Source organism: Paludibacter jiangxiensis (genome assembly GCF_001618385.1).
Lineage (GTDB): Bacteria > Bacteroidota > Bacteroidia > Bacteroidales > Paludibacteraceae > Microbacter > Microbacter jiangxiensis.
In genome coordinates this window covers 390,718-410,961 of sequence record NZ_BDCR01000004.1, presented here as the reverse complement: position 1 = coordinate 410,961, position 20,244 = coordinate 390,718, and the positions used below count along the sequence as shown (strand labels likewise).

Sequence of the window (20,244 nt, the reverse complement as noted above, 5' to 3'; positions counted from 1 at the left end):
TGCTTTTATTGTTAGTTTAATAAAGTATTATCTAAATGAAGACGACGAATTATTTATTTACTTCAGAATCAGTTTCTGAAGGGCATCCTGACAAGGTTGCCGACCAGATTTCCGATGCAATTCTGGATAATTTTCTGGCATTCGATGAAAATTCAAAAGTAGCCTGTGAAACCTTAGTTACAACAGGTCAGGTAGTATTAGCAGGTGAAGTTAAATCGAGTGCTTATGTTGATGTACAGGAAGTAGCCCGTCAGGTAATCAATAAGATTGGCTATACAAAGAGCGAATATAAATTTGACGGTGATGCTTGCGGTGTTTTTTCTGCTCTTCACGAACAGTCAGACGATATCAACCGTGGTGTTGAACGAGCAGAACCTCTCAATCAGGGTGCCGGTGATCAGGGCATGATGTTTGGTTATGCTACAAAAGAGACAGAAAACTACATGCCTCTGCCTCTGGAATTGTCGCATCAATTATTAATCGAATTGGCTATTTTACGTCGCGAAGCTAAAGAAATTGGTTATTTGCGTCCTGATGCCAAATCACAGGTTACTGTAGAGTATTCAGAAGATGGCGTGCCACAACGCATTCACACCATTGTGGTTTCCACTCAACATGATGAGTTTGTGTTGGCAGGAAACGGCAAAACTCAGGCTGAAGCCGACGAAGAAATGGTAGCTAAAATCAAGGAAGATGTGAAAAATATTCTTATCCCCAGGGTATTGGCAAAGAATCCTGAATGGAAAAAGTTGCTCGATGACAATTATATTTTGCACGTTAATCCGACCGGCAAATTTGTTATCGGCGGCCCGCATGGTGACACCGGATTGACAGGGCGTAAAATTATTGTTGACACCTACGGAGGCAAAGGCGCTCACGGAGGAGGTGCATTCTCTGGAAAAGATCCTTCAAAAGTAGACCGTTCTGCAGCATATGCTGCGCGTCATATCGCAAAAAATGCGGTTGCTGCGGGTGTTGCCGATGAAATTCTGGTCCAGGTTTCCTATGCTATTGGTGTGGCTCAACCTCTTAGCGTATATGTAAATACATATGGAAGAGCCAATGTAGAAATGAGAGATGAAGAAATAGCTCTTCGTTTGGAAAAGCTGTTTGATTTGCGTCCGAAAGCAATTGAACAACGATTGAAGCTAAGAAATCCTATCTACTCTGAGACTGCATCATACGGACATATGGGTCGCGAACCGCAGGTAGTAAAAAAAACTTTTTCTTCTCGTTACACTGATACTATTGAAAAAGAAGTAGAACTGTTTACTTGGGAAAAATTGGATTACGTGGACAAAATTCGCGAAGAATTTTCTCTTTAAGCCGTTGAATTTTTATATATTTGTGTATCTTTACAGTTCAAAACACCGATAAACATGGCCGATAATTCAGGAAATATCATTTATGTTATTGCTGTCATTATTGCGGTTTTGAGCAGTATATTGTCCAAGAAGAAAACTAAGAGAGCGGAATCTGAGCCATCAGCACCATCTACTCCTGCACAAAGTTGGGAAGATGTAATAAGAGAGCTGACAATGGATAAAGATCAGGTGCTGTCTCACGTTCCGGAATACCAAAAAGAGACTGTTCAACATAAGTCTCAACCTTTTCTGGACGAAGAAAAGAAGTTACATAAAGACACAGTTGTAAAAATAGCGCCTGTTGTATCAACAACATTAAACGATACCGAAGAGCAGGAAAAAATTTCTTTGCCTGATTTTTCTGATTACGATGAAATAAAAAGAGGAATTATTTTTAGTGAAATCTTTAGCCGAAAATTTTAATTTTTTCAGGCGATATTATCAGAAAGAAAAAATCAGTATCTTTGTAGCGTAATTATTCAACGAACATTTTAGTATAACAAAATAAGAAAAGAGTTCCGGCAATAGTCGGAATTCTTTTTATTTTCAATCAATTACAATAAAAACAGGTTTTACCATGGCAACATCGTATATGACCCAGGAGGGTTACAAAAAGCTATTGGAAGAGATTAATCAATTGGAGAGTGTACAACGGCCAGCTATCTCGCGTCAGATTGCCGAAGCCCGCGACAAAGGCGACTTGTCTGAAAATGCAGAATATGATGCCGCAAAAGAAGCTCAGGGTCTGCTTGAAATGAAAATTGCAAAAATGAAAGACACTTTGGCCAATGCCCGTGTAATTGATGAAAGCACATTGAATACCGATAGTGTACAAATTTTGAATAAAGTCAAAATTAAAAATCAAAATAACGGGCAGGTTATGACTTACATGTTGGTTTCTGAAAGTGAAGCTAATCTGAAAGAAGGTAAGTTGTCGGTTAGCACACCAATCGGTCAGGGTTTGATGGGTAAGAAAGTTGGTGATACTGTTCAGGTAAAAGTGCCATCAGGTATTATTCCTTTTGAGATTGTAGATATTTCAATTTAACAATCGAACAGGTCAATAAAACTAACAATTATGGCAACTATTTTTTCTCGTATTATTGCAGGCGAAATACCGTGCTATAAAGTGGCAGAAGACGATCGTTTTTTTGCATTCCTTGATATTAATCCCGTCGCCAAGGGACACACGTTGGTGGTTCCGAAAATTGAAGAGGATTACCTCTTCAATCTGGATGATGTAACCCTTCAGGCCTATATTCTTTTTGCCAAGAAAGTTGCAAAGGCTATCGAAAAGGCTGTTCCCTGTAAAAGAGTAGGCGTTGCTGTCATCGGACTTGATGTGCCACATGCCCACATACATTTGGTACCCCTGAATTCGGAAGCCGACATCAATTTTGCAAAAGAAAAGCTAAAGCTCTCACCCGAAGAGATGAAGAGCTTAGCTTATAATATCAGTTTTTTTGCTTAGCGTCCTTATTCAAATTTATAAGCTTCCGTAAGCTTATTTCCGCGTAAAAAGTCTTCAACAGACATTCTTTTCTTTCCGGCTACCTGAATACTTTTCAACCGGATAAAACCATCAATAACAGCTACTTTTACCTGCTTGGGAGATTCAATCACGATACTCCCGCAGGTAAGCGTATGCGTTGTTAGCTCTTTTTCCGTTTCAAAGATTTTAACATTCAGTTCGTCTCCGTTTTCTGTCTTCAATAAAGACCATGCGGCAGGGTAGGGTGCTAATCCCCGGATAAAATTATAGACAGTCGCAGTATTTTGGTTCCAATCAATTTTGCAGGTCTCTTTGAAAATTTTCGGGGCCGCTTTCAATGTCATAGTTGCAGGCTGGGGCATAGAAGATACATTCTCATCAATGATCATATCCACAGTCTTTTGTACCAGCTTAGATCCAGTTATCATGAGTTTATCATGAATATCCCCAGCGTTTTCTGTTTCTTCAATAGCTACTTTTTCTTGTAAAATAATATTTCCGGTGTCAATTTCGTGAGTCAGAAAGAATGTCGTTACTCCGGTTTCAGTATCACCGTTGATAACCGCCCAGTTGATTGGAGCGGCACCACGATATTGAGGTAAAAGTGATGCATGAAGGTTGAAAGTTCCAAAACGAGGCATATTCCAAACAGCCTCAGGAAGCATCCGAAATGCAACCACAATCTGTAAATCAGCATTTAATGATTTTAATTCGTCCAGAAAAACAGGATCTTTCAGTTTTTCCGGTTGTAAGAGAGTTAACCCTTTTTCTAATGCATATTGTTTGACCGGTGAGAATTGGATTTTGTATCCACGCCCGGCTGGTTTGTCGGGCATAGTAATCACACCCACAACATTATAATCATTTTCCACTAAAACACGAAGGCTCTCCACAGCAAAGTCGGGAGTACCCATATAAACTATCCTTAAATCTTTCTTATTCATCAGTATATCTTAAATCTGCAATTATTCCATTCGTTTGTCAGCACCCCACATTAATTTGGATTTTAGCGTATTAAAGAAAGTGTGGTTGGCTCTCTTCAATACTTTGACCGTATGCTCCGCTTTCCGTATTTTCAGGTTGGTGCTTTGGGGAAAAACATCGGAACGTCCGTCAAGGGCCACAAGAAAACTTTTAGAGCGGCTGCTGATGGAAATTTCCAGTTCCCAATTATCCGGGATAATTAAAGGTCTTATACTCAATGTGTGAGAGGCTACCGGCGCAAGAATGAACGTGTTTGATTGAGGGACAACAATCGGGCCACCAACACTCATAGAATAGGCAGTGGAACCGGTAGGAGTAGAAATAATCAAACCGTCAGCCCTGTAGGAATTCAATAATTCTCCTTTGACGCTAACATGAATGGTCATCATAGATGACGTATCTTGCTTTAGCAATGCAATTTCGTTCAACGCAAAAGCATATTCCTGCCAATCTGAATTATCTGTTATTAATTGTAGTACAGAACGTTCTTCAATTTGATATTGATGATTAACAATCTCATCAAGAGCAGCCTCAATTTCATTGTCCGCCACATCGCTCAAAAACCCCAAACGCCCGGCGTTAATTCCTAAAATGGGAATTCCTTTACTTCCAACATGTTTTGCCGTATTCAGAAACGTACCATCTCCTCCAAGGCTCAGAGCTATATCCGCGGAGAAATCTCCATCATTAATTGTATTCTCTGGTGAAACTGTAATATCGCATCCCGCGTTCTTCAGAAAATCAAAAAACGATGCTTCAATCAATACCTCAATATTTTTCTTTTGTAAGGTTGTCAATAAATGCGTTGCAGTATCTATGGCTTCCTGACGAAAAGTATTTCCGAAGAGAGCTATTTTCATATGATTATAATTTTCTTGTTTAATGACATATGGAACTGCATGTTGCTGAAATTATTTCCCGATAGCAATAGGGAACCCTGAGGTGTTGTGAAGCAACATGATCATTTCATTTTTATATATTTTAAATGATACGGAAGGCGATTCGTAGAAGCAATCTATTGATTACAAAGATTATAAACACAATACTATTTTTGGATAAATCATCAATTAAGAAAAAGCAATCTTGGTGGTTGCTGGTTTTTTCCTTAACTTTGTCTCTATAACCAACCGATATGCAAAGAAACAAAATGCGTATCATACTTACAAATATAGCAGAAAAATTTAATGACGAAGTTAAGTGTTAATATCAACAAAATAGCAACTCTTCGTAATGCAAGAGGAGGCAACGCGCCGGATGTGTTAAAAGTTGCAACTGATTGTCAATTATTTGGGGCTGAAGGCATAACCGTACATCCAAGACCTGATGAGCGACATATTCGTTATGCTGACGTATATGCATTGCGTCCGATTGTTACTACCGAATTCAATATTGAAGGTTATCCTTCACCTGAATTTATAGATTTGGTTTGTAAGGTCAAACCCGAACAGGTAACATTAGTGCCGGATGCTCACGATGCCATTACCTCCAGTGCCGGATGGGATACAATTGCGCATGCAGCCTTTCTAAAAGAAGTTGTAGCGGAATTTCAATCGCACGGCATTCGTGTGTCAATCTTTATTGATACCAACCCTGATAATATACGTAATGCCGCGTTGACTGAAACCGATAGAATTGAATTGTATACAGAACCTTATGCTACAAATTACGTTCTTTCTCCAGACCAGGCAGTTGCTCCCTTTGTTGAAGCTGCAAAGGTAGCTCGTGAAGTGGGTTTGGGTGTTAATGCAGGTCACGATTTAAGTCTGGTGAATCTTAGCTACCTTCACAAGAACATTCCCTGGATGGCCGAAGTATCAATAGGTCATGCACTCATTTGTGATGCCTTATATTTAGGTTTGGAACAAACAATAAATTCATATAAAAAGCAGTTATTGTAATTAATTTGTGCCTTTGGGCATAAAACTATTCTGTCGTAAAATTAAATCATTTATTTTCCCATGAACTTAATGCTTATCCTGCAGGCTGTTGCACAGCTTCCTACCACAACTCCGGTTACTTCTGAAAAAACCGAAACTATGTTTGACATCGTCTTAAAAGGTGGTTGGATTTTAGCTCCTATTGCATTTTTGCTTTTAGTAGCTGTTTACGTCATTATTGTTCGTTCATTTGAACTACATAAATCGTCAAAAACTAAGAATCTGGTAGATAAGATTGCCCCGATGCTAAAAGAAGGCAATATAGACAAAGCCATTACAGTTTGCGAAAGCAGCAATATGCCTATTGGAGAGGTACTTACCTGTGGATTGAAAAATCTTGGTAACCCGGTAAGCGACATCAAAGATTCGATGGAAGCAGAAGCCCGCCAACAGGTGGATGACATGAGCCAGGGCATGAATTATTTAGCCATTATCTCTTCTGTTGCTCCGATGTTCGGTTTTCTTGGAACAATTTTCGGGGTTATCAAAATTTTCTATAGCATTTCATTGACCGACAATATCAGTATTGGTGGTATCTCCGGAGGTCTTTATCAAAAGATGATCTCTTCGGCCGCCGGTCTGTTGGTTGGTATTATTGCATTCTCGGCCTATCATATTCTCAACGGCCGTATCGACCGAATCATTTCCAGCATGGAACGTCAGAGCAATCAGTTCCTGAATTTGCTTCGTAATAAATAATCAGACTTTTAATACTTTATCGTATGATTATCAAACGTAAACGGGAAATGCAACCCGAAGTCTATACGGCTTCGTTGAATGACATCATGTTTTTTCTGTTGCTTTTCTTCCTGATTGTTTCTACTCTTGTAAACCCATCGGTTATTCAATTGGTATTACCAAAAGCAACGGCCAATGTGCAAAAAATGTCGAAACAAACCATCAATATCTCTATCAAAGAAGATCCTGAAGGTTTGCGCTATTATTTGAACGACCTTCCTATAGCACTTGTACAAATTCAACCGACAATACAACAGATGGTTGCAAATACATCCGATGCTACCGTTATATTACGTGCTGACCGTACCATCCAATTACAGGATTTGGTTTCGGTATTGGACATTGGACACCAATTACATGTTAAAATGATTTTGGCTACCCAAAAAGAGTAAACGGTTGTAACTGTTGAACAAACGTAAATATGAGGAAATCAAAAATATACGGTCTTACAGGTACAACTTTATTTGCAACCCTGTTATTGCTTTTATTTTTTCTGGTTCGAATTGTCTCCATTCAGGACAATTACACTGAGCCGGTAGAAATCAATCTCGGAGATGCGGAAGATGGGGTAGGGGCTGCTGTTACTAATCCTGCACCTCCTACTCAGGCAGTTCCACCTCCTCCATCTCACACAAAACAACAGGCCAGTGATGACGAAAACTTAGCTACACAGGCTAATGAATCTCCTGTGCAAACAGTAGAAAAAAAGAAAACAACTGTCAAAAAACAGACCGCTAAAGAGCTGGAAGATAACAGAAAAAAGATTCAGCAGGAACTGATGAAGCAGCAGCAAGTGAAAGCTCAGGCTGCACAACAGGCGGCTATTACCGATAAAGCCAGAAAAATGGGCAGTGTATTCGGTTCAAATCACGGTAATGGTAGCGGAGACGGACAGAAAGGAGATGGCATAAAAGGAAATCCCTTAGGTAAAGTCGGAGGTACCGGAAGTGTGGTCGCCAATGTTTCAGGGCGATCGATAACATCAACACCCAGTCCTTCATACAATTCTAATGATGAAGGAAAAGTAACTGTGAATGTGACTGTTAATAAGGATGGAAATGTAATCAGAGCATATATTGGCTCGGCGACAACATCCAGCGATGCACTTCGTGAAGCAGCATTACAAGCTGCCCGCAGAAGTAAATTTTCTTCCGGTTCCAATGAAGCTATAGGAACAATTACATATCGTTTCATTCTTAAATAGGGAAATATTATGTTAAATAGGAAAGGGACATTTATCTTTTTAGCCAATGGCTTTGAGGAGATTGAAGCGGTTGCTACTATTGATGTTCTCCGAAGGGGGAACGTACCTGTGACAATCGTTTCGATCACAAAAGATCTGAAAGTTACCGGAGCCCACAACATTAATATTGTGGCGGATACTTTTTTTGAAGATGTAGCTTTTGACGGTAGTGAGCTACTAATTCTGCCAGGTGGAATGCCTGGTGCGCAAAATCTTCAAAATCACGAAGCACTAGGAAAATTACTTCAGGCACATTTTGAACAGAATAAATTGGTTGCAGCAATTTGTGCCGCGCCAAAAGTTTTTGGACATCTTAATATATTGAACGGAAAGAATGCAACTTGTTATCCCGGATTCGAAAATGAATTAACGGGAGCTGTGCTTTCAAATAATGGGACCGTAAAAGACGGAAATGTGGTTACGGCTAAAGGACCAGCTTTTGCCATTGAGTTCGGTCTTCAGTTGGTAGAAATTCTCCAGGGGAAAGAGGTAGCAGATAAAATTGCTCAGGGAATGCTAATGAGGTAACTCTTCGCCCTTGTCAATTCTACTTAACATAATATTAATTATAGGAAATTTGAATTGACTCAAATTTGAATATTTGGACAGGACAAAACACATAAACGGAAATATCGAATGCTCACTAAGATTATAGATAAGCACAAAGTTGACGAAACTTTATCACAGATCGAAAATGCAAAGCAAATTGCAATCGTTACACACATGAGTCCGGATGGTGATGCCGTTGGATCGGCACTCGGATTGTATCAACATTTACTAACATGCGGAAAAAAAGTTTCGGTAATCGTTCCGAATCGTTTTCCTGATTTTCTTGCCTGGATGCCCGGCGCAGAAAATGTATTGGTGTATGATGAAATGAAAGAACAAACTGAAATTGCCTTGAAGAAATGTGATTTGTTGTTTGCGCTCGATTTTAACACATTGACCAGAATTGGAAATCTAAACAGCATTGTAAAGAATCTTGCATGCAAAAAGATTTTAATTGACCATCACCGCGATCCGGATGATTTTTGCAATGTAGTCATTTCGTATCCTAAAATTGCATCTACTTCGGAACTGGTCTTTCGTTTGATTTATTCGATGGGTTTCTTTCCGCAAATGACTTTATCGTGTGCAGAATGTCTCTATTCCGGAATGATGACGGATACAGGTGCGTTTACTTTTAATTCAAACGATCCTGAGATCTATTATATCATCTCCGAACTGCTAAAAAAAGGTGTAGATAAAGATGCGATTTACTCAAAAGTCTATAATACGTATTCCGTTGATAGATTGAGACTTATGGGCTATACACTTGGACAGAAGATGGAGATCTTGCCCGAATATCATACTGCAATCATCACATTAACAAAAGCCGAACTCGATAAATTCAACTACAAAGAAGGTGATACCGAGGGTTTTGTAAATATTCCGTTGAGTATCAAAGGAATTGTATTCTCTGTGCTGGTGAAAGAAGGCAAAGATATGGTAAAACTGTCACTTCGTTCACGGGGAACTTTCCCGGTAAACAAGGTTGCATCTACGCTTTTTAATGGCGGCGGACATATAAATGCTTCGGGCGGTGAGAGCTACGAATCGATGAAGGATACCGTTAAAAAACTGAAGGCGGCACTCCCCCATTACCAGAAAGAATTAGAGGAATCCTGCTAAGCAAGATTCCTCTCTTTTTATTTGGTCTTCAGATAAATTATTATCCTCTGAAAATTGTTTGTTTTCTATCGGGTCCAACAGAAACGACTTTAATTGGAGTCTTGAGTTCTTTTTCAAGAAAATCAACATAAGCATTGAATTCTTCAGGAAACTCGTTTTCATGCTGCATTTTGGTCATATCGCATTTCCAGCCCGGTAGTTCTGCATAAATCGGTTCGATAGAATCATCTGCCTCGTAAGGGAAATAGTCGATTTCCTCTCCATTCATTTTGTAAGCTACACAAGCTTTGATGGCATCGAAATCGTCCAGTACATCGCTCTTCATCATGATTAATTGAGTAACGCCATTGATCATAATCGCATATTTCAAAGCAACCAAATCGACCCAGCCACAACGACGCGGACGTCCGGTTACAGAACCATATTCATGGCCTAAATCTCTGATTTTCTGACCAATTTCGTCGTGCAATTCAGTAGGGAAAGGACCACTACCCACACGGGTACAATATGCTTTGAAAATTCCAAATACTTCACCGATATTTCTCGGAGCTACGCCCAATCCTGTGCAAACTCCTGCACAAATTGTGTTTGACGAAGTAACAAATGGATAAGAACCGAAATCAATATCAAGCATGGTACCCTGAGCACCTTCTGCAAGAATTGAATTACCTTTTGCAATATAGTTGTTTACTTCGTGCTCGCTATCTATGAATTGGAATTTTTTCAGCACTTCAATTCCGGCAAACCATTCTTTTTCAATCGTTTCCAATTGATCGAGAGGATAGTTGTATTGAGCCAGCATAGCCTTATGGCGAGCAATGGCAGCTGCATATTTTTTATCAAAATTATGGAGCAAATCCCCTACCCTTACACCATTACGACTAATCTTATCTGTGTATGTCGGACCGATGCCCTTACCTGTGGTTCCAATTTTAGCATCACCTTTAGCGGCCTCATAGGCTGCATCTAACAGACGGTGTGTTGGCAAAATTAAGTGAGCTTTCTTTGAAATGAGGAGACGTTTCGTCAGATCGTGACCGGAAGCTTCGAGACCTTCAACTTCAACTTTGAAGAGAGCCGGATCAAGCACTACCCCATTACCGATAATATTGATTTTGTTGCCCTGAAAAATTCCGGAAGGAATTGATCTTAATACATATTTCTGACCTTCGAATTCGAGGGTATGTCCTGCATTCGGACCGCCCTGAAATCGAGCCACCACACCATATTTGGGTGTGAGTACGTCAACTACTTTTCCTTTTCCTTCGTCGCCCCACTGAAGGCCTAACAGAACATCAACTTTCATTTGTTTATTTTTTATAGTCATACACTATGAATCTTACGTGGAAATGCGTGTAAAGTTACCGATTTTTTATCAGATTTCAACCTTTTGAGAAGAGTTTCACGCACAAAAAACTGCCTCAAATTGTAATGCTACAATCCGAGGCAGTTAATATATTACAGGTTATCTTTCGGGTAGGATTTCAACCCAATATCCATCCGGATCTTCTATGAAATAAATCCCCATTGCTTCATTTTCGAAACAGATACACTCCATTTGCTGGTGAAGCTGATGCGCTTCCTGATAATGCTGTGTCGTAAAAGCGATGTGTATTTCATTATCTCCTAAATCATAGGGTTCGGTTCGATCCCTTAACCATGTTAATTCTAATCGATGATTTGTCTGATTGTCCGATAAATATACGATTATAAAACTATCATCCGGAGCATTGATCCGTCGAACTTCTTTCAGCCCCAGCGCCTTATCGTAAAAGGCCAAGCTCTTCTGAAGATCGAAGACATTGATGTTGTTATGTACAAATTTGAAATCCATCGAAAAATAACGCTCTGATTAGTCTTTCAGTTTTGCAACAAGGAACTCACGGTTCAGACGTGCAATGTGCGAAATGGAAACATTTTTAGGACATTCAGCTTCGCAAGCACCTGTGTTGGTACAGTTACCGAAACCAAGCTCATCCATTTTAGAAACCATTGCTTTTGCACGACGAGCAGCTTCAATTTTACCCTGTGGCAACAGAGCCAACTGGCTAACTTTAGCAGCAACGAACAACATAGCAGAACCGTTTTTACAAGCGGCAGCACAAGCTCCACAACCGATGCAAGATGCAGCATCCATAGCTTCGTCAGCTTTTTCTTTCGAAATAGGAATTGCATTCGCGTCAGGAACACCACCGGTGCTGATTGAAATAAAACCACCAGCCTGCATAATCTTATCGTAAGCGCTACGATCCACCATAAGGTCTTTGATTACAGGGAAAGCTCGAGAACGCCACGGTTCGATGGTAATAGTTTCGCCGTCTTTGAACTTACGCATGTGCAACTGACAGGTAGTTACGTCTTCATCTGGTCCGTGTGGGTGACCATTGATATAAAGAGAACACATACCGCAGATACCTTCGCGACAGTCGTGGTCAAATACTACCGGTTCTTTTTTCTCAGAAACTAACTTTTCGTTCAATACGTCGAGCATTTCCAAAAATGAGCTATCGGTAGAAATATTGCTCAACTGGTAGCTTTCAAAAGCGCCTTTAGCCTGAGGCCCTTTCTGACGCCATATTTTCAGGGTTATATTAATTGTTTTTTCCATTTTGCTTACTTATAATTCCGTTGTTGAACATGAATAGATTCGTATACCAGTGGTTCTTTCAAAAGAGTCGGCTCTTGATCTTCGCCTTCGTATTTCCAGCAAGCTACGTAAGAGAACTTGTCGTCCTGACGTTTTGCTTCGCCTTCTTCTGTCTGGTATTCTTCGCGGAAGTGACCACCGCAAGATTCTTCACGGTGAAGAGCATCTTTCGCCATCAAGTAACCGATTTCGATGAAGTCAGCTACACGAAGAGCTTTTTCCAGCTCGGTATTCAAATCTTCGCTTTCGCCAGGAATGAATACGTTGCTCCAGAATTCTTTCTTGATTTGTTTGATCTCTTCCAACGCTTTTTCAAGGCTTTCTTTTGTACGGCCCATGCCCACAAAGTTCCACATCACATGACCCAAATCTTTGTGAATTGAATCAACCGAACGGTTACCCTTGATTGACATCAATTTCTGAATTTTTGATTGTACTGAGTTTTCAGCTTCAACAAATTCTTCTTTTTCGGTACTCATGCGCGGTGTGCGAATTTCGTCAGCCAAATAGTTTTGAATAGTGAATGGCAATACGAAATAACCGTCAGCTAAGCCCTGCATCAAAGCAGAAGCACCCAAACGGTTTGCACCGTGGTCAGAGAAGTTAGCTTCACCGATGGCGAACAGACCTTCTACACTGGTCATACATTCGTAATCAACCCAGATACCACCCATTGTGTAGTGGATAGCCGGATAGATCATCATCGGAGTTTCGTACGGATTTTCGTCAACGATTTTATAGTACATCTGGAAAAGGTTACCGTAACGTGCTTCAACAACATCACGGCCCAGACGATTGATAGCTTCAGAGAAGTCGAGGTAAACGGCGAGACCTGTTGTACCTACACCATAACCGGCATCGCAACGTTCTTTTGCAGCACGAGAGGCAACGTCACGTGGAACCAGGTTACCAAAAGCAGGATAACGACGTTCGAGATAGTAATCGCGATCGTCTTCTGCAATCTGAGTAGGTTTCAGTTTACCAGCACGGATAGCTTCGGCATCTTCTTTCTTTTTCGGAGTCCAGATACGGCCGTCGTTACGCAGTGATTCTGACATCAACGTCAGTTTCGACTGGAATTCACCGTGAACCGGAATACAGGTCGGGTGGATCTGAGCGTAGCAAGGATTTGCGAAATATGCACCTTTCTTATATGCCTGAATTGCAGCAGATCCGTTAGATCCCATAGCATTTGTAGACAGGAAGAAGGTATTTCCATAACCACCGGTAGCAATAACTACTGCGTGACCAAAGAAACGTTCCAAACGGCCGGTGCGAAGGTTACGGGCAATAATACCGCGTGCTTTGCCATCAACCACTACAACATCCATCATTTCGTAACGGGTGTAAAGTTTTACAGAACCTTTACCAACCTGACGGCTAAGAGCGGAATAAGCACCTAACAACAACTGTTGTCCTGTTTGACCTTTAGCATAGAAGGTACGTGATACCTGAGCGCCACCGAAAGAACGGTTGTCGAGCAAACCTCCGTATTCGCGTGCAAAAGGAACACCCTGAGCAACACATTGGTCAATAATACAGTTGGAAACTTCGGCCAAACGATAAACGTTTGCTTCGCGGGCACGATAGTCACCACCTTTGATTGTATCGTAGAAAAGACGGTAAACAGAGTCACCATCGTTTGTGTAGTTTTTAGCAGCATTGATACCACCCTGTGCAGCAATAGAGTGAGCACGACGGGGTGAATCCTGGATACAGAAGTTCAAAACATTAAAGCCGAGTTCACCAAGTGATGCGGCAGCTGAAGCACCGGCCAAACCTGTACCTACAACAATAACGTCCAAACGGCGTTTATTTGCCGGGTTGACGAGCTTCTGAGAGGCTTTATAGTTGTTCCACTTTTCAGCTAACTTCCCTTCGGGAATTTTAGAATTAATTTGTGTCATATCTTATCTGTTTATTGTATTCTGAAATAAAGAAGAGATTAAGCTCCGCATCCTAATAAGAAGTAAACATTAATACCGGTAAGGCAAGCAATAAGGATAGTTGCGTAAATAATGCCGATTACCTGCAAACGAGGTTGCCATTTGCTGTTGTTGACACCGATGGTTTGAAATGCGCTCCAGAAACCGTGTGTAAGGTGAAACCACAATACCCAGTACCAAGCAATGTACAAAAGGTTATAAACCGGATTGCGCAACAAAGTAGCTACCAAACCGTAAGCTTCCTCTGCATGTACTTGTTCTGCACCACCCATAAAGGCTTGCAACTGCATTTTAGCCCAGAAATGAGTTAAGTGCAACGCAATGAACAACAAAACGATAGCGCCTAAAACAAACATGTTGCGGGCAGCCCATGATGTTGTTTGTGATTTTTTGCCGGAAGCATAACCCACTTCGCCACGAGCGCGTAAGTTCATCCATGACAACCAGATACCATAAGCAATGTGAACAAAGAAACCGGCAGCCAGAATGGGTACCATTACTGTAACAACAGGCAATTCCATAAATTCACATCCTGCCTGATACGTTGCAGGCCCAGCCAACAACAACATGTTGAGAAAGGTGTGCAAGGTCAAAAAGACAAATAGGAATAGCCCTGACAAACTCATAATGAGCTTTCTTCCAATCGAAGAATCGATAATAAATAACTTCATAACAGTTTTGAATTGATGTTTATTGAAAGGATAATAATAAGCAGAATGTTAATTTGTTTTGCCTTAATCTTTTGTAAATGAGGCTTATTGAACCTAAAGAACCTATTTTAAAATGCACTGCAAATGTAGCTAAAAGCCTTGGTTTCACAAAAGAATAAAGAATTTTTTCTGCAATTTAATTCTAAAGAATACGAGGCAATAAAGTTTGCATATAACCAGGCGGTATAAAACAATAAAGGAGAAGTACAAAAAGCACTTCTCCTTTCTATTTATTGTCAAATCGTTAACCGCATCGTGAATAACCACATGATTTACAAGATAGGCAGCCTTCCTGATAAATCAGGGTTTCCTGTCCGCAGTTAGGACACTGTTTGCCTTCTATGGTCGTACCATCAGGGATGTATTTTTTCAATGCACGTTCAACCCCGTTTTTCCAGGTATTGATTGACTCGCTATTGAGTTGTAATCCGGATACCAATTTTATAACCTGATCGATAGGCATTCCATAACGCAATACGCCGGAAATCAGTTTTGCATAGTTCCAGAATTCAGGGTCGAATTTGTGAGACAAACCCTCTACCGTCGTTTTGTAACCACGTTTATTAGTGAACTGGAAGTCATAACGTTTTGATCCGTCTTCTGATACATTCTTAATGATCTTACCTTCCGTTACATTTTTTGGCAATAAGATACCATCTTCATCATCCGACAAACCAGTAAAGATTTCATACGGACGATCGTTCATGATGCCGACAAAAGCAATCCATTTTTCTTTGTTATTCTGAAAACGAACCACGTCGCAGTCGAGTTCTTTAGGGCGAACTGATACTTCGGTATAACAGAAGCATTTTTTGTCTTTTTCCTGCTTTTCTTCTGTTTCTTCGTCTTCTTTTTTCTTGTCTTTGCTCGCAGAAACAAGTACTCCGGCACGAGATCCTTCACGGTAAACGGTACAACCTTTGCATCCGGACTTCCAGGCTTCAACGTATAATGTTTCCACCAATTCTTCTGTTACATCCGATGGAAGGTTGATTGTAACGCTAATGGAGTGGTCGACCCATTTTTGAATACGTCCCTGCATCTGTACTTTTTTCAGCCAGTCAACATCAGCAGAAGTTGCTTTGTTGTATGGCGATTTAGCAAGCATTTCTTCCAGTTCTTCGTCAGAATAATGTTTGGTTGTAGAATAACCATTGGCTTCCATCCAAGTCACAAATTTGTGGTGGAATACAAAATACTCTTCCCAGGTATCGCCTACTTCATCAACAAAGTCCACACGTACTTCAGGATCATTTGGATTCACCTTCCTGCGGCGTTTATAGTAGCATGAGAATGCAGGTTCAATGCCTGATGTAGTTTGCGTCATCATGCTGGTTGTTCCTGTTGGCGCGATGGTTAGACAGGCGATATTTCGACGTCCGTATTTCGCCATGTCCTGATATAATTTAGGATCAGCCTCTTTCAGTCTGTTGATGTAAGGATTGCCGGCCTCACGTTTAGTGTCATATATTTCAAAAGCACCACGTTCCTTCGCCATTTCAACAGATGAAGCATAAGCAGCTAATGCTACTGTTTTATGTACTTTTTCAGAGAAGTCCGTCGCTTCGTCTGTACCATAAATCAAACCTAATGCGGCCAACATATCGCCTTCGGCTGTAGTGCCCACACCGGTACGGCGACCCATGGCAGTTTTACGTTTAATCTTTTCCCACAATTGTACCTCAGTAAGCTTTATATCTTCGCTTTCAGGATCAGATTTAACTTTCTCAAGTATCCTATCGATCTTTTCCATTTCCAGGTCGATTATGTCATCCATGATACGCTGAGAGAATGCCACATGCTTTTTGAACAAGTCAAAATCAAAATAAGCATCTTTCGTAAACGGATTTACAACATACGAGTACAGATTGATTGCCAACAAGCGGCAGCTATCATAAGGACACAAAGGAATTTCGCCACAAGGATTGGTAGACACAGTTCTGAATCCCATATCTGCATAACAATCAGGAACCGACTCTTTTAGAATCGTGTCCCAGAAAAGCACACCTGGTTCTGCCGATTTCCATGCGTTATGAATGATTTTCTTCCACAAAACATTGGCGTCAATTTCTTTAATGACCGTAGGATTCGCAGAGTTAATAGGATATTGCTGATTGAAAGGTGTGTTATTTACAACCGCTTGCATGAAATCATCATGCACTTTTACCGATACGTTAGCACCGGTTACTTTGCCCTGTTCCAGTTTTGCATCAATAAAAGATTCTGAATCAGGGTGTTTTATGGAAACGCTCAACATCAAAGCTCCACGACGGCCATCCTGTGCCACCTCACGGGTTGAATTGGAATAACGTTCCATAAACGGCACCAAGCCAGTAGATGTAAGAGCAGAGTTTTTAACGGGTGAACCTTTGGGGCGGATATGAGAAAGGTCGTGCCCTACTCCACCGCGGCGTTTCATCAGTTGAACCTGTTCTTCGTCCAACTTAATAATAGCTCCGTAAGAATCGGCATCTCCATCGAAACCAATTACAAAACAATTTGAAAGTGATGCAACCTGAAATTCGTTCCCGATTCCAGTCATAGGACTACCTTGTGGCACAATGTACTTAAACCCTTTCAAAAGGTCAAAAAGTTCATCGTGCGACAACGGATTGGGATAATTTGATTCTATACGTGCAATTTCAGATGCAATGCGATGGTGCATGTCATCCGGATTCTTTTCATAAAGATTGCCGAACGAATCTTTGAGTGCATATTTAGTTACCCACACGCGTGCGGCCAACTCGTCTCCCTGAAAATATTCAAGGGAGGACTGAAATGCTTCATCGTAAGAATAAGTTTGCTTTTCCACTTGTCAAAAAGTTTTAATTATAAGGCGTTTATTGTTCAGTTGTATTGTTCGTTTTTCAGAATACAATGATACGATAGATTATTCGAAAAGAAAAATATTTTGACTACTATTTTTGAGAAGTTTTCCAAAAAAAAATACATCTATCAGAATATTAGACATATAATTTTTTTACATTGTCGAAAAGTTATCCAAAAAGAAATCCGGTTGTAGATTTGTGAATCTGCAACCGGATTATAATCACACATAATAAATAAAACATTATTTAATAGTAAAACACTTGCGAAGAGCAAATAAATCTATATAAAGTTTTGCCGGTATCTTAGAAGAACAGACTTAAAAACATATTCTATCAGTTCATTATCGTTCGTCTGTTTGTTTATTAAAAAAACATTTGAAACCCACCAATAGAGTAAATCTTTCTCTTAATTGATTATTGAGAAACCCTGATAGCAGACATTTCAATAAACGGAGCAGAATCAAAATCGAGCATTGCGTTTATTAAACGAGCATAAAGGAAAGAATCCAGATCATCGGCTTTAATATTACGACTAACAATGCGCCCTTCTCTCAATAATCGTTGGCGTTGTGTACCGTTAAGCAGGTAAGTGGAAGGTGTAACCCATTGGTTCCCGTCAAAAAACACTATATTAGAAAAGGTGGTATCGGTAATATACCCATTTTTTACGATGAGAAAGTCTTCGTCAGGAGCGTGCGCCGGTAAATTTTGAAATGCGCTTCTGTCTGCATATTTGTATGTGTAATCGATATCGTTTTTTTCTATCAGATATAGTGTATTGATCAGACGGGGCGTGTAAGGGAGGCTATCTACAGAATGAATTGTTTCGGAATAAACAATCCGGCATTTTGCAACTCCTTTTATCTCTTTATCAAATAGTTGATCTGAGAGAATGATAGGATTCTGTATTCCAAATAGACACCTTCTCGAATTATTCATTCTGTTTATATGATCTTCCAGATTACAAGGACGCCCATTTTCAACTTTAATACTTTCAAGTAGCAGACACATATACTTTAGCATTCATTTCGTTATACTCATTGTCCAGATTACTTTTGGCAGTAATTCCACCTCCGCTCTTAAATACGAGACCTTGCGCCGTTTCTTCTATAAAGCGAATCATCACGGCGCTATCAAGTTTATGACCATCGAAAACACCAAATACTCCTGAATAATAACCACGATCATAGTTTTCAGCATCAAGAATAATTTCTGTGGTTTTAATCTTTGGCGCACCTGTTATTGAACCTGCGGGTAGCATAGAAAAAATGATATCTCCCAAATGATTCTTATAGTCAGCATTCAATATGCCGGTTATTTCAGAACTTACCTGCAAAAGAGCTCCTTTTTCAGTTAATACTTTATCAATATACCGATAACGGGTCACTTCTACATTCTCGGCTATCATGCTAAGGTCATTGCGTAAAAGATCAACCACGCAATTGTGTTCTGCTTTTTCTTTTTCGTCATTCAGAATATCCTCCGCTGCATTAGGCTTGTTAGCATCAATTGTGCCTTTCATGGGAAAAGTCTTAATGCAACCATCTTCTATTTGTACAAATGTCTCTGGAGAAAAACACACAAAATGATCTTTATACCAAAGTCCATATTTTGATTTTGACGCGTGGAAAATATGGTGCGTTGACGTATTACATTTTATCGGTGTCTGGCAGGTAAGATTCACTACAAAACTATTGCCACGACGTATTTCCGCTAAGACTTTTTTAAATTGACCCTCATATTCCTCTTTAGGCATCGGAAAAGCTTCAATTTCTATCGGAAGACCGGACGAACAAGGATTTACATTAGACAGCAACGGAGTTTTGAAAAGAAACTGTTGCTCGTTTATTTCATCAAGTGCAAGAACAATGGGTTCATTTTGCAGAAAATCAATAACAAACAAGAATGGACGTCCTTCCGAGCCCCAGAAATTCATTGTGCGAATTGCAAGTTCTTTTGTTACCGTAATTGTTTTATTCATCCTTTTTTTATTGCTCTACAAAGGTAACGAATAAGGCTGTTCAACAGAAATGATTATGAGTTAGAAATCATAGAAAAATCGCGAAAAAAAATTATCAATTAAGAGTAAAAAATCGTTAATCAGGCATTATCTTTGTGATATAAATCCATTAAGAAGTCGGTTATAAAAAAGCTTAGAGAAGCAGATAAAACCGTTTAAGTATCCTTTCGGTCAATAAGTACCGAATAATCTAAAGAGAAAACCCAACTGAAGGGCGTAAGATTAATTTGATTAAGCATACGAATCAGTTCAATCTTACCATTATGAAATTTTATTATTTTGTTATTCTATCATTGATTACCATCGGATTTATAAGTTGTAACAATGATCTGCCAATGCCCAATAATATTAATATAGTTGGCCGATGGATTGCAAGAGATATGGCAGACACGTTGACGTTTGATTCAAATACAGGTGTCGTATACCATTCAAATGCCAGTGTTCACAATGAACAGTATCAATATCAACTGAAAGGTGATTCTATTACGTTGATATATGCCGGTTCGGAAGATTATTACTCACCTCCGACTACACATCTTTATTACATGAATAAAGAGTACTTATCTATTGACTTTAAAAACACAAAATGTGATGGCTTTTCTCAAAAAGTCATAAACTATTTGCGGTTTAACAACAACTAACCTGCATTCATAATGTAGCAACA

The 20,244-nt window shown here is 39.9% G+C and carries 21 protein-coding genes; 11 read left to right on the top strand and 10 right to left on the bottom strand.

Going from position 1 to position 20,244, the window contains the following annotated elements; translation table 11 throughout:
• Positions 1–35 precede the first annotated feature (35 nt).
• The 4 genes from metK to PJIAN_RS11845 all read left to right on the top strand — a co-directional run bounded on the left by metK (position 36) and on the right by PJIAN_RS11845 (position 2,835).
• Positions 36–1,325 (top strand): methionine adenosyltransferase, encoded by a 1,290-nt coding sequence (gene metK, locus PJIAN_RS11860; RefSeq protein ID WP_068705312.1) that lies wholly within the window; start codon positions 36–38, stop codon positions 1,323–1,325.
• 54 nt (positions 1,326–1,379) lie between these two features.
• Entirely contained in the window at positions 1,380–1,787 is a 408-nt protein-coding gene (locus tag PJIAN_RS11855; RefSeq protein WP_068705311.1) for a hypothetical protein, read from the top strand.
• Positions 1,788–1,941: 154 nt separating this feature from the next.
• On the top strand, positions 1,942–2,412 hold the full coding sequence (gene greA, locus PJIAN_RS11850) for a transcription elongation factor GreA (protein WP_068705309.1): 471 nt from the start codon (positions 1,942–1,944) through the stop codon (positions 2,410–2,412).
• A gap of 30 nt (positions 2,413–2,442) precedes the next feature.
• Positions 2,443–2,835: an HIT family protein gene (locus tag PJIAN_RS11845; RefSeq protein ID WP_068705307.1), complete on the top strand. Its 393-nt coding sequence runs from the start codon at positions 2,443–2,445 to the stop codon at positions 2,833–2,835.
• Between the two features lie 5 nt (positions 2,836–2,840).
• Here PJIAN_RS11845 and fmt read toward each other — a convergent pair whose 3' ends face one another.
• Both fmt and PJIAN_RS11835 read right to left on the bottom strand, forming a co-directional pair.
• Entirely contained in the window at positions 2,841–3,800 is a 960-nt protein-coding gene (gene fmt / locus PJIAN_RS11840) for a methionyl-tRNA formyltransferase (protein WP_068705305.1), read from the bottom strand.
• Between the two features lie 21 nt (positions 3,801–3,821).
• Positions 3,822–4,700 carry an NAD kinase gene (locus tag PJIAN_RS11835; RefSeq protein ID WP_068705303.1) on the bottom strand — a complete coding sequence of 293 codons (879 nt, stop codon included), beginning with the start codon at positions 4,698–4,700 and terminating at the stop codon, positions 3,822–3,824.
• Between the two features lie 324 nt (positions 4,701–5,024).
• On the opposite strand from PJIAN_RS11835, the gene PJIAN_RS11830 reads away from it, so the two are divergent.
• The 6 genes from PJIAN_RS11830 to PJIAN_RS11805 all read left to right on the top strand — a co-directional run bounded on the left by PJIAN_RS11830 (position 5,025) and on the right by PJIAN_RS11805 (position 9,429).
• Complete coding sequence (locus PJIAN_RS11830) at positions 5,025–5,738, top strand: pyridoxine 5'-phosphate synthase (RefSeq protein WP_068705301.1); 714 nt, start codon at positions 5,025–5,027, stop codon at positions 5,736–5,738.
• A 60-nt stretch (positions 5,739–5,798) separates the two neighbouring features.
• The gene (locus PJIAN_RS11825; protein ID WP_084252402.1) at positions 5,799–6,476 is read left to right on the top strand and encodes a MotA/TolQ/ExbB proton channel family protein; all 678 of its coding nucleotides are present in this window, start codon (positions 5,799–5,801) and stop codon (positions 6,474–6,476) included.
• A 23-nt stretch (positions 6,477–6,499) separates the two neighbouring features.
• A complete protein-coding gene (locus PJIAN_RS11820) occupies positions 6,500–6,907 on the top strand; it encodes an ExbD/TolR family protein (protein ID WP_068705297.1) in 408 nt (135 codons plus the stop codon).
• 29 nt (positions 6,908–6,936) lie between these two features.
• On the top strand, positions 6,937–7,719 hold the full coding sequence (locus PJIAN_RS11815; RefSeq protein ID WP_068705295.1) for an energy transducer TonB family protein: 783 nt from the start codon (positions 6,937–6,939) through the stop codon (positions 7,717–7,719).
• A gap of 9 nt (positions 7,720–7,728) precedes the next feature.
• A complete protein-coding gene (locus tag PJIAN_RS11810) occupies positions 7,729–8,286 on the top strand; it encodes a DJ-1 family glyoxalase III (RefSeq protein ID WP_068705293.1) in 558 nt (185 codons plus the stop codon).
• A 108-nt stretch (positions 8,287–8,394) separates the two neighbouring features.
• On the top strand, positions 8,395–9,429 hold the full coding sequence (locus tag PJIAN_RS11805) for a DHH family phosphoesterase (RefSeq protein ID WP_068705291.1): 1,035 nt from the start codon (positions 8,395–8,397) through the stop codon (positions 9,427–9,429).
• A gap of 40 nt (positions 9,430–9,469) precedes the next feature.
• Here the strand turns inward: PJIAN_RS11805 and PJIAN_RS11800 are convergent, their stop codons facing one another.
• The 8 genes from PJIAN_RS11800 to PJIAN_RS11765 form a co-directional block, all read right to left on the bottom strand.
• Positions 9,470–10,735: an adenylosuccinate synthase gene (locus PJIAN_RS11800; protein WP_068706445.1), complete on the bottom strand. Its 1,266-nt coding sequence runs from the start codon at positions 10,733–10,735 to the stop codon at positions 9,470–9,472.
• 159 nt (positions 10,736–10,894) lie between these two features.
• Positions 10,895–11,263, bottom strand: coding sequence for a VOC family protein (locus PJIAN_RS11795; protein ID WP_068705289.1), 369 nt, complete (start codon positions 11,261–11,263; stop codon positions 10,895–10,897).
• A gap of 18 nt (positions 11,264–11,281) precedes the next feature.
• The gene (locus tag PJIAN_RS11790) at positions 11,282–12,037 is read right to left on the bottom strand and encodes a succinate dehydrogenase/fumarate reductase iron-sulfur subunit (protein ID WP_068705287.1); all 756 of its coding nucleotides are present in this window, start codon (positions 12,035–12,037) and stop codon (positions 11,282–11,284) included.
• A 5-nt stretch (positions 12,038–12,042) separates the two neighbouring features.
• On the bottom strand, positions 12,043–13,983 hold the full coding sequence (locus tag PJIAN_RS11785) for a fumarate reductase/succinate dehydrogenase flavoprotein subunit (RefSeq protein ID WP_068705285.1): 1,941 nt from the start codon (positions 13,981–13,983) through the stop codon (positions 12,043–12,045).
• A 38-nt stretch (positions 13,984–14,021) separates the two neighbouring features.
• On the bottom strand, positions 14,022–14,693 hold the full coding sequence (locus PJIAN_RS11780) for a succinate dehydrogenase cytochrome b subunit (RefSeq protein WP_068705283.1): 672 nt from the start codon (positions 14,691–14,693) through the stop codon (positions 14,022–14,024).
• 283 nt (positions 14,694–14,976) lie between these two features.
• A complete protein-coding gene (locus PJIAN_RS11775; protein ID WP_068705281.1) occupies positions 14,977–17,544 on the bottom strand; it encodes an adenosylcobalamin-dependent ribonucleoside-diphosphate reductase in 2,568 nt (855 codons plus the stop codon).
• Positions 17,545–17,974: 430 nt separating this feature from the next.
• Positions 17,975–18,571 (bottom strand): aminotransferase class IV, encoded by a 597-nt coding sequence (locus tag PJIAN_RS11770; RefSeq protein ID WP_501193405.1) that lies wholly within the window; start codon positions 18,569–18,571, stop codon positions 17,975–17,977.
• Complete coding sequence (locus PJIAN_RS11765; protein ID WP_084252400.1) at positions 18,555–19,541, bottom strand: aminodeoxychorismate synthase component I; 987 nt, start codon at positions 19,539–19,541, stop codon at positions 18,555–18,557. The genes PJIAN_RS11770 and PJIAN_RS11765 overlap by 17 nt, the downstream gene beginning before the upstream one ends.
• Before the next feature lie 302 nt (positions 19,542–19,843).
• On the opposite strand from PJIAN_RS11765, the gene PJIAN_RS11760 reads away from it, so the two are divergent.
• Positions 19,844–20,221, top strand: coding sequence for a hypothetical protein (locus tag PJIAN_RS11760; RefSeq protein ID WP_068705278.1), 378 nt, complete (start codon positions 19,844–19,846; stop codon positions 20,219–20,221).
• Positions 20,222–20,244: the final 23 nt, after the last annotated feature.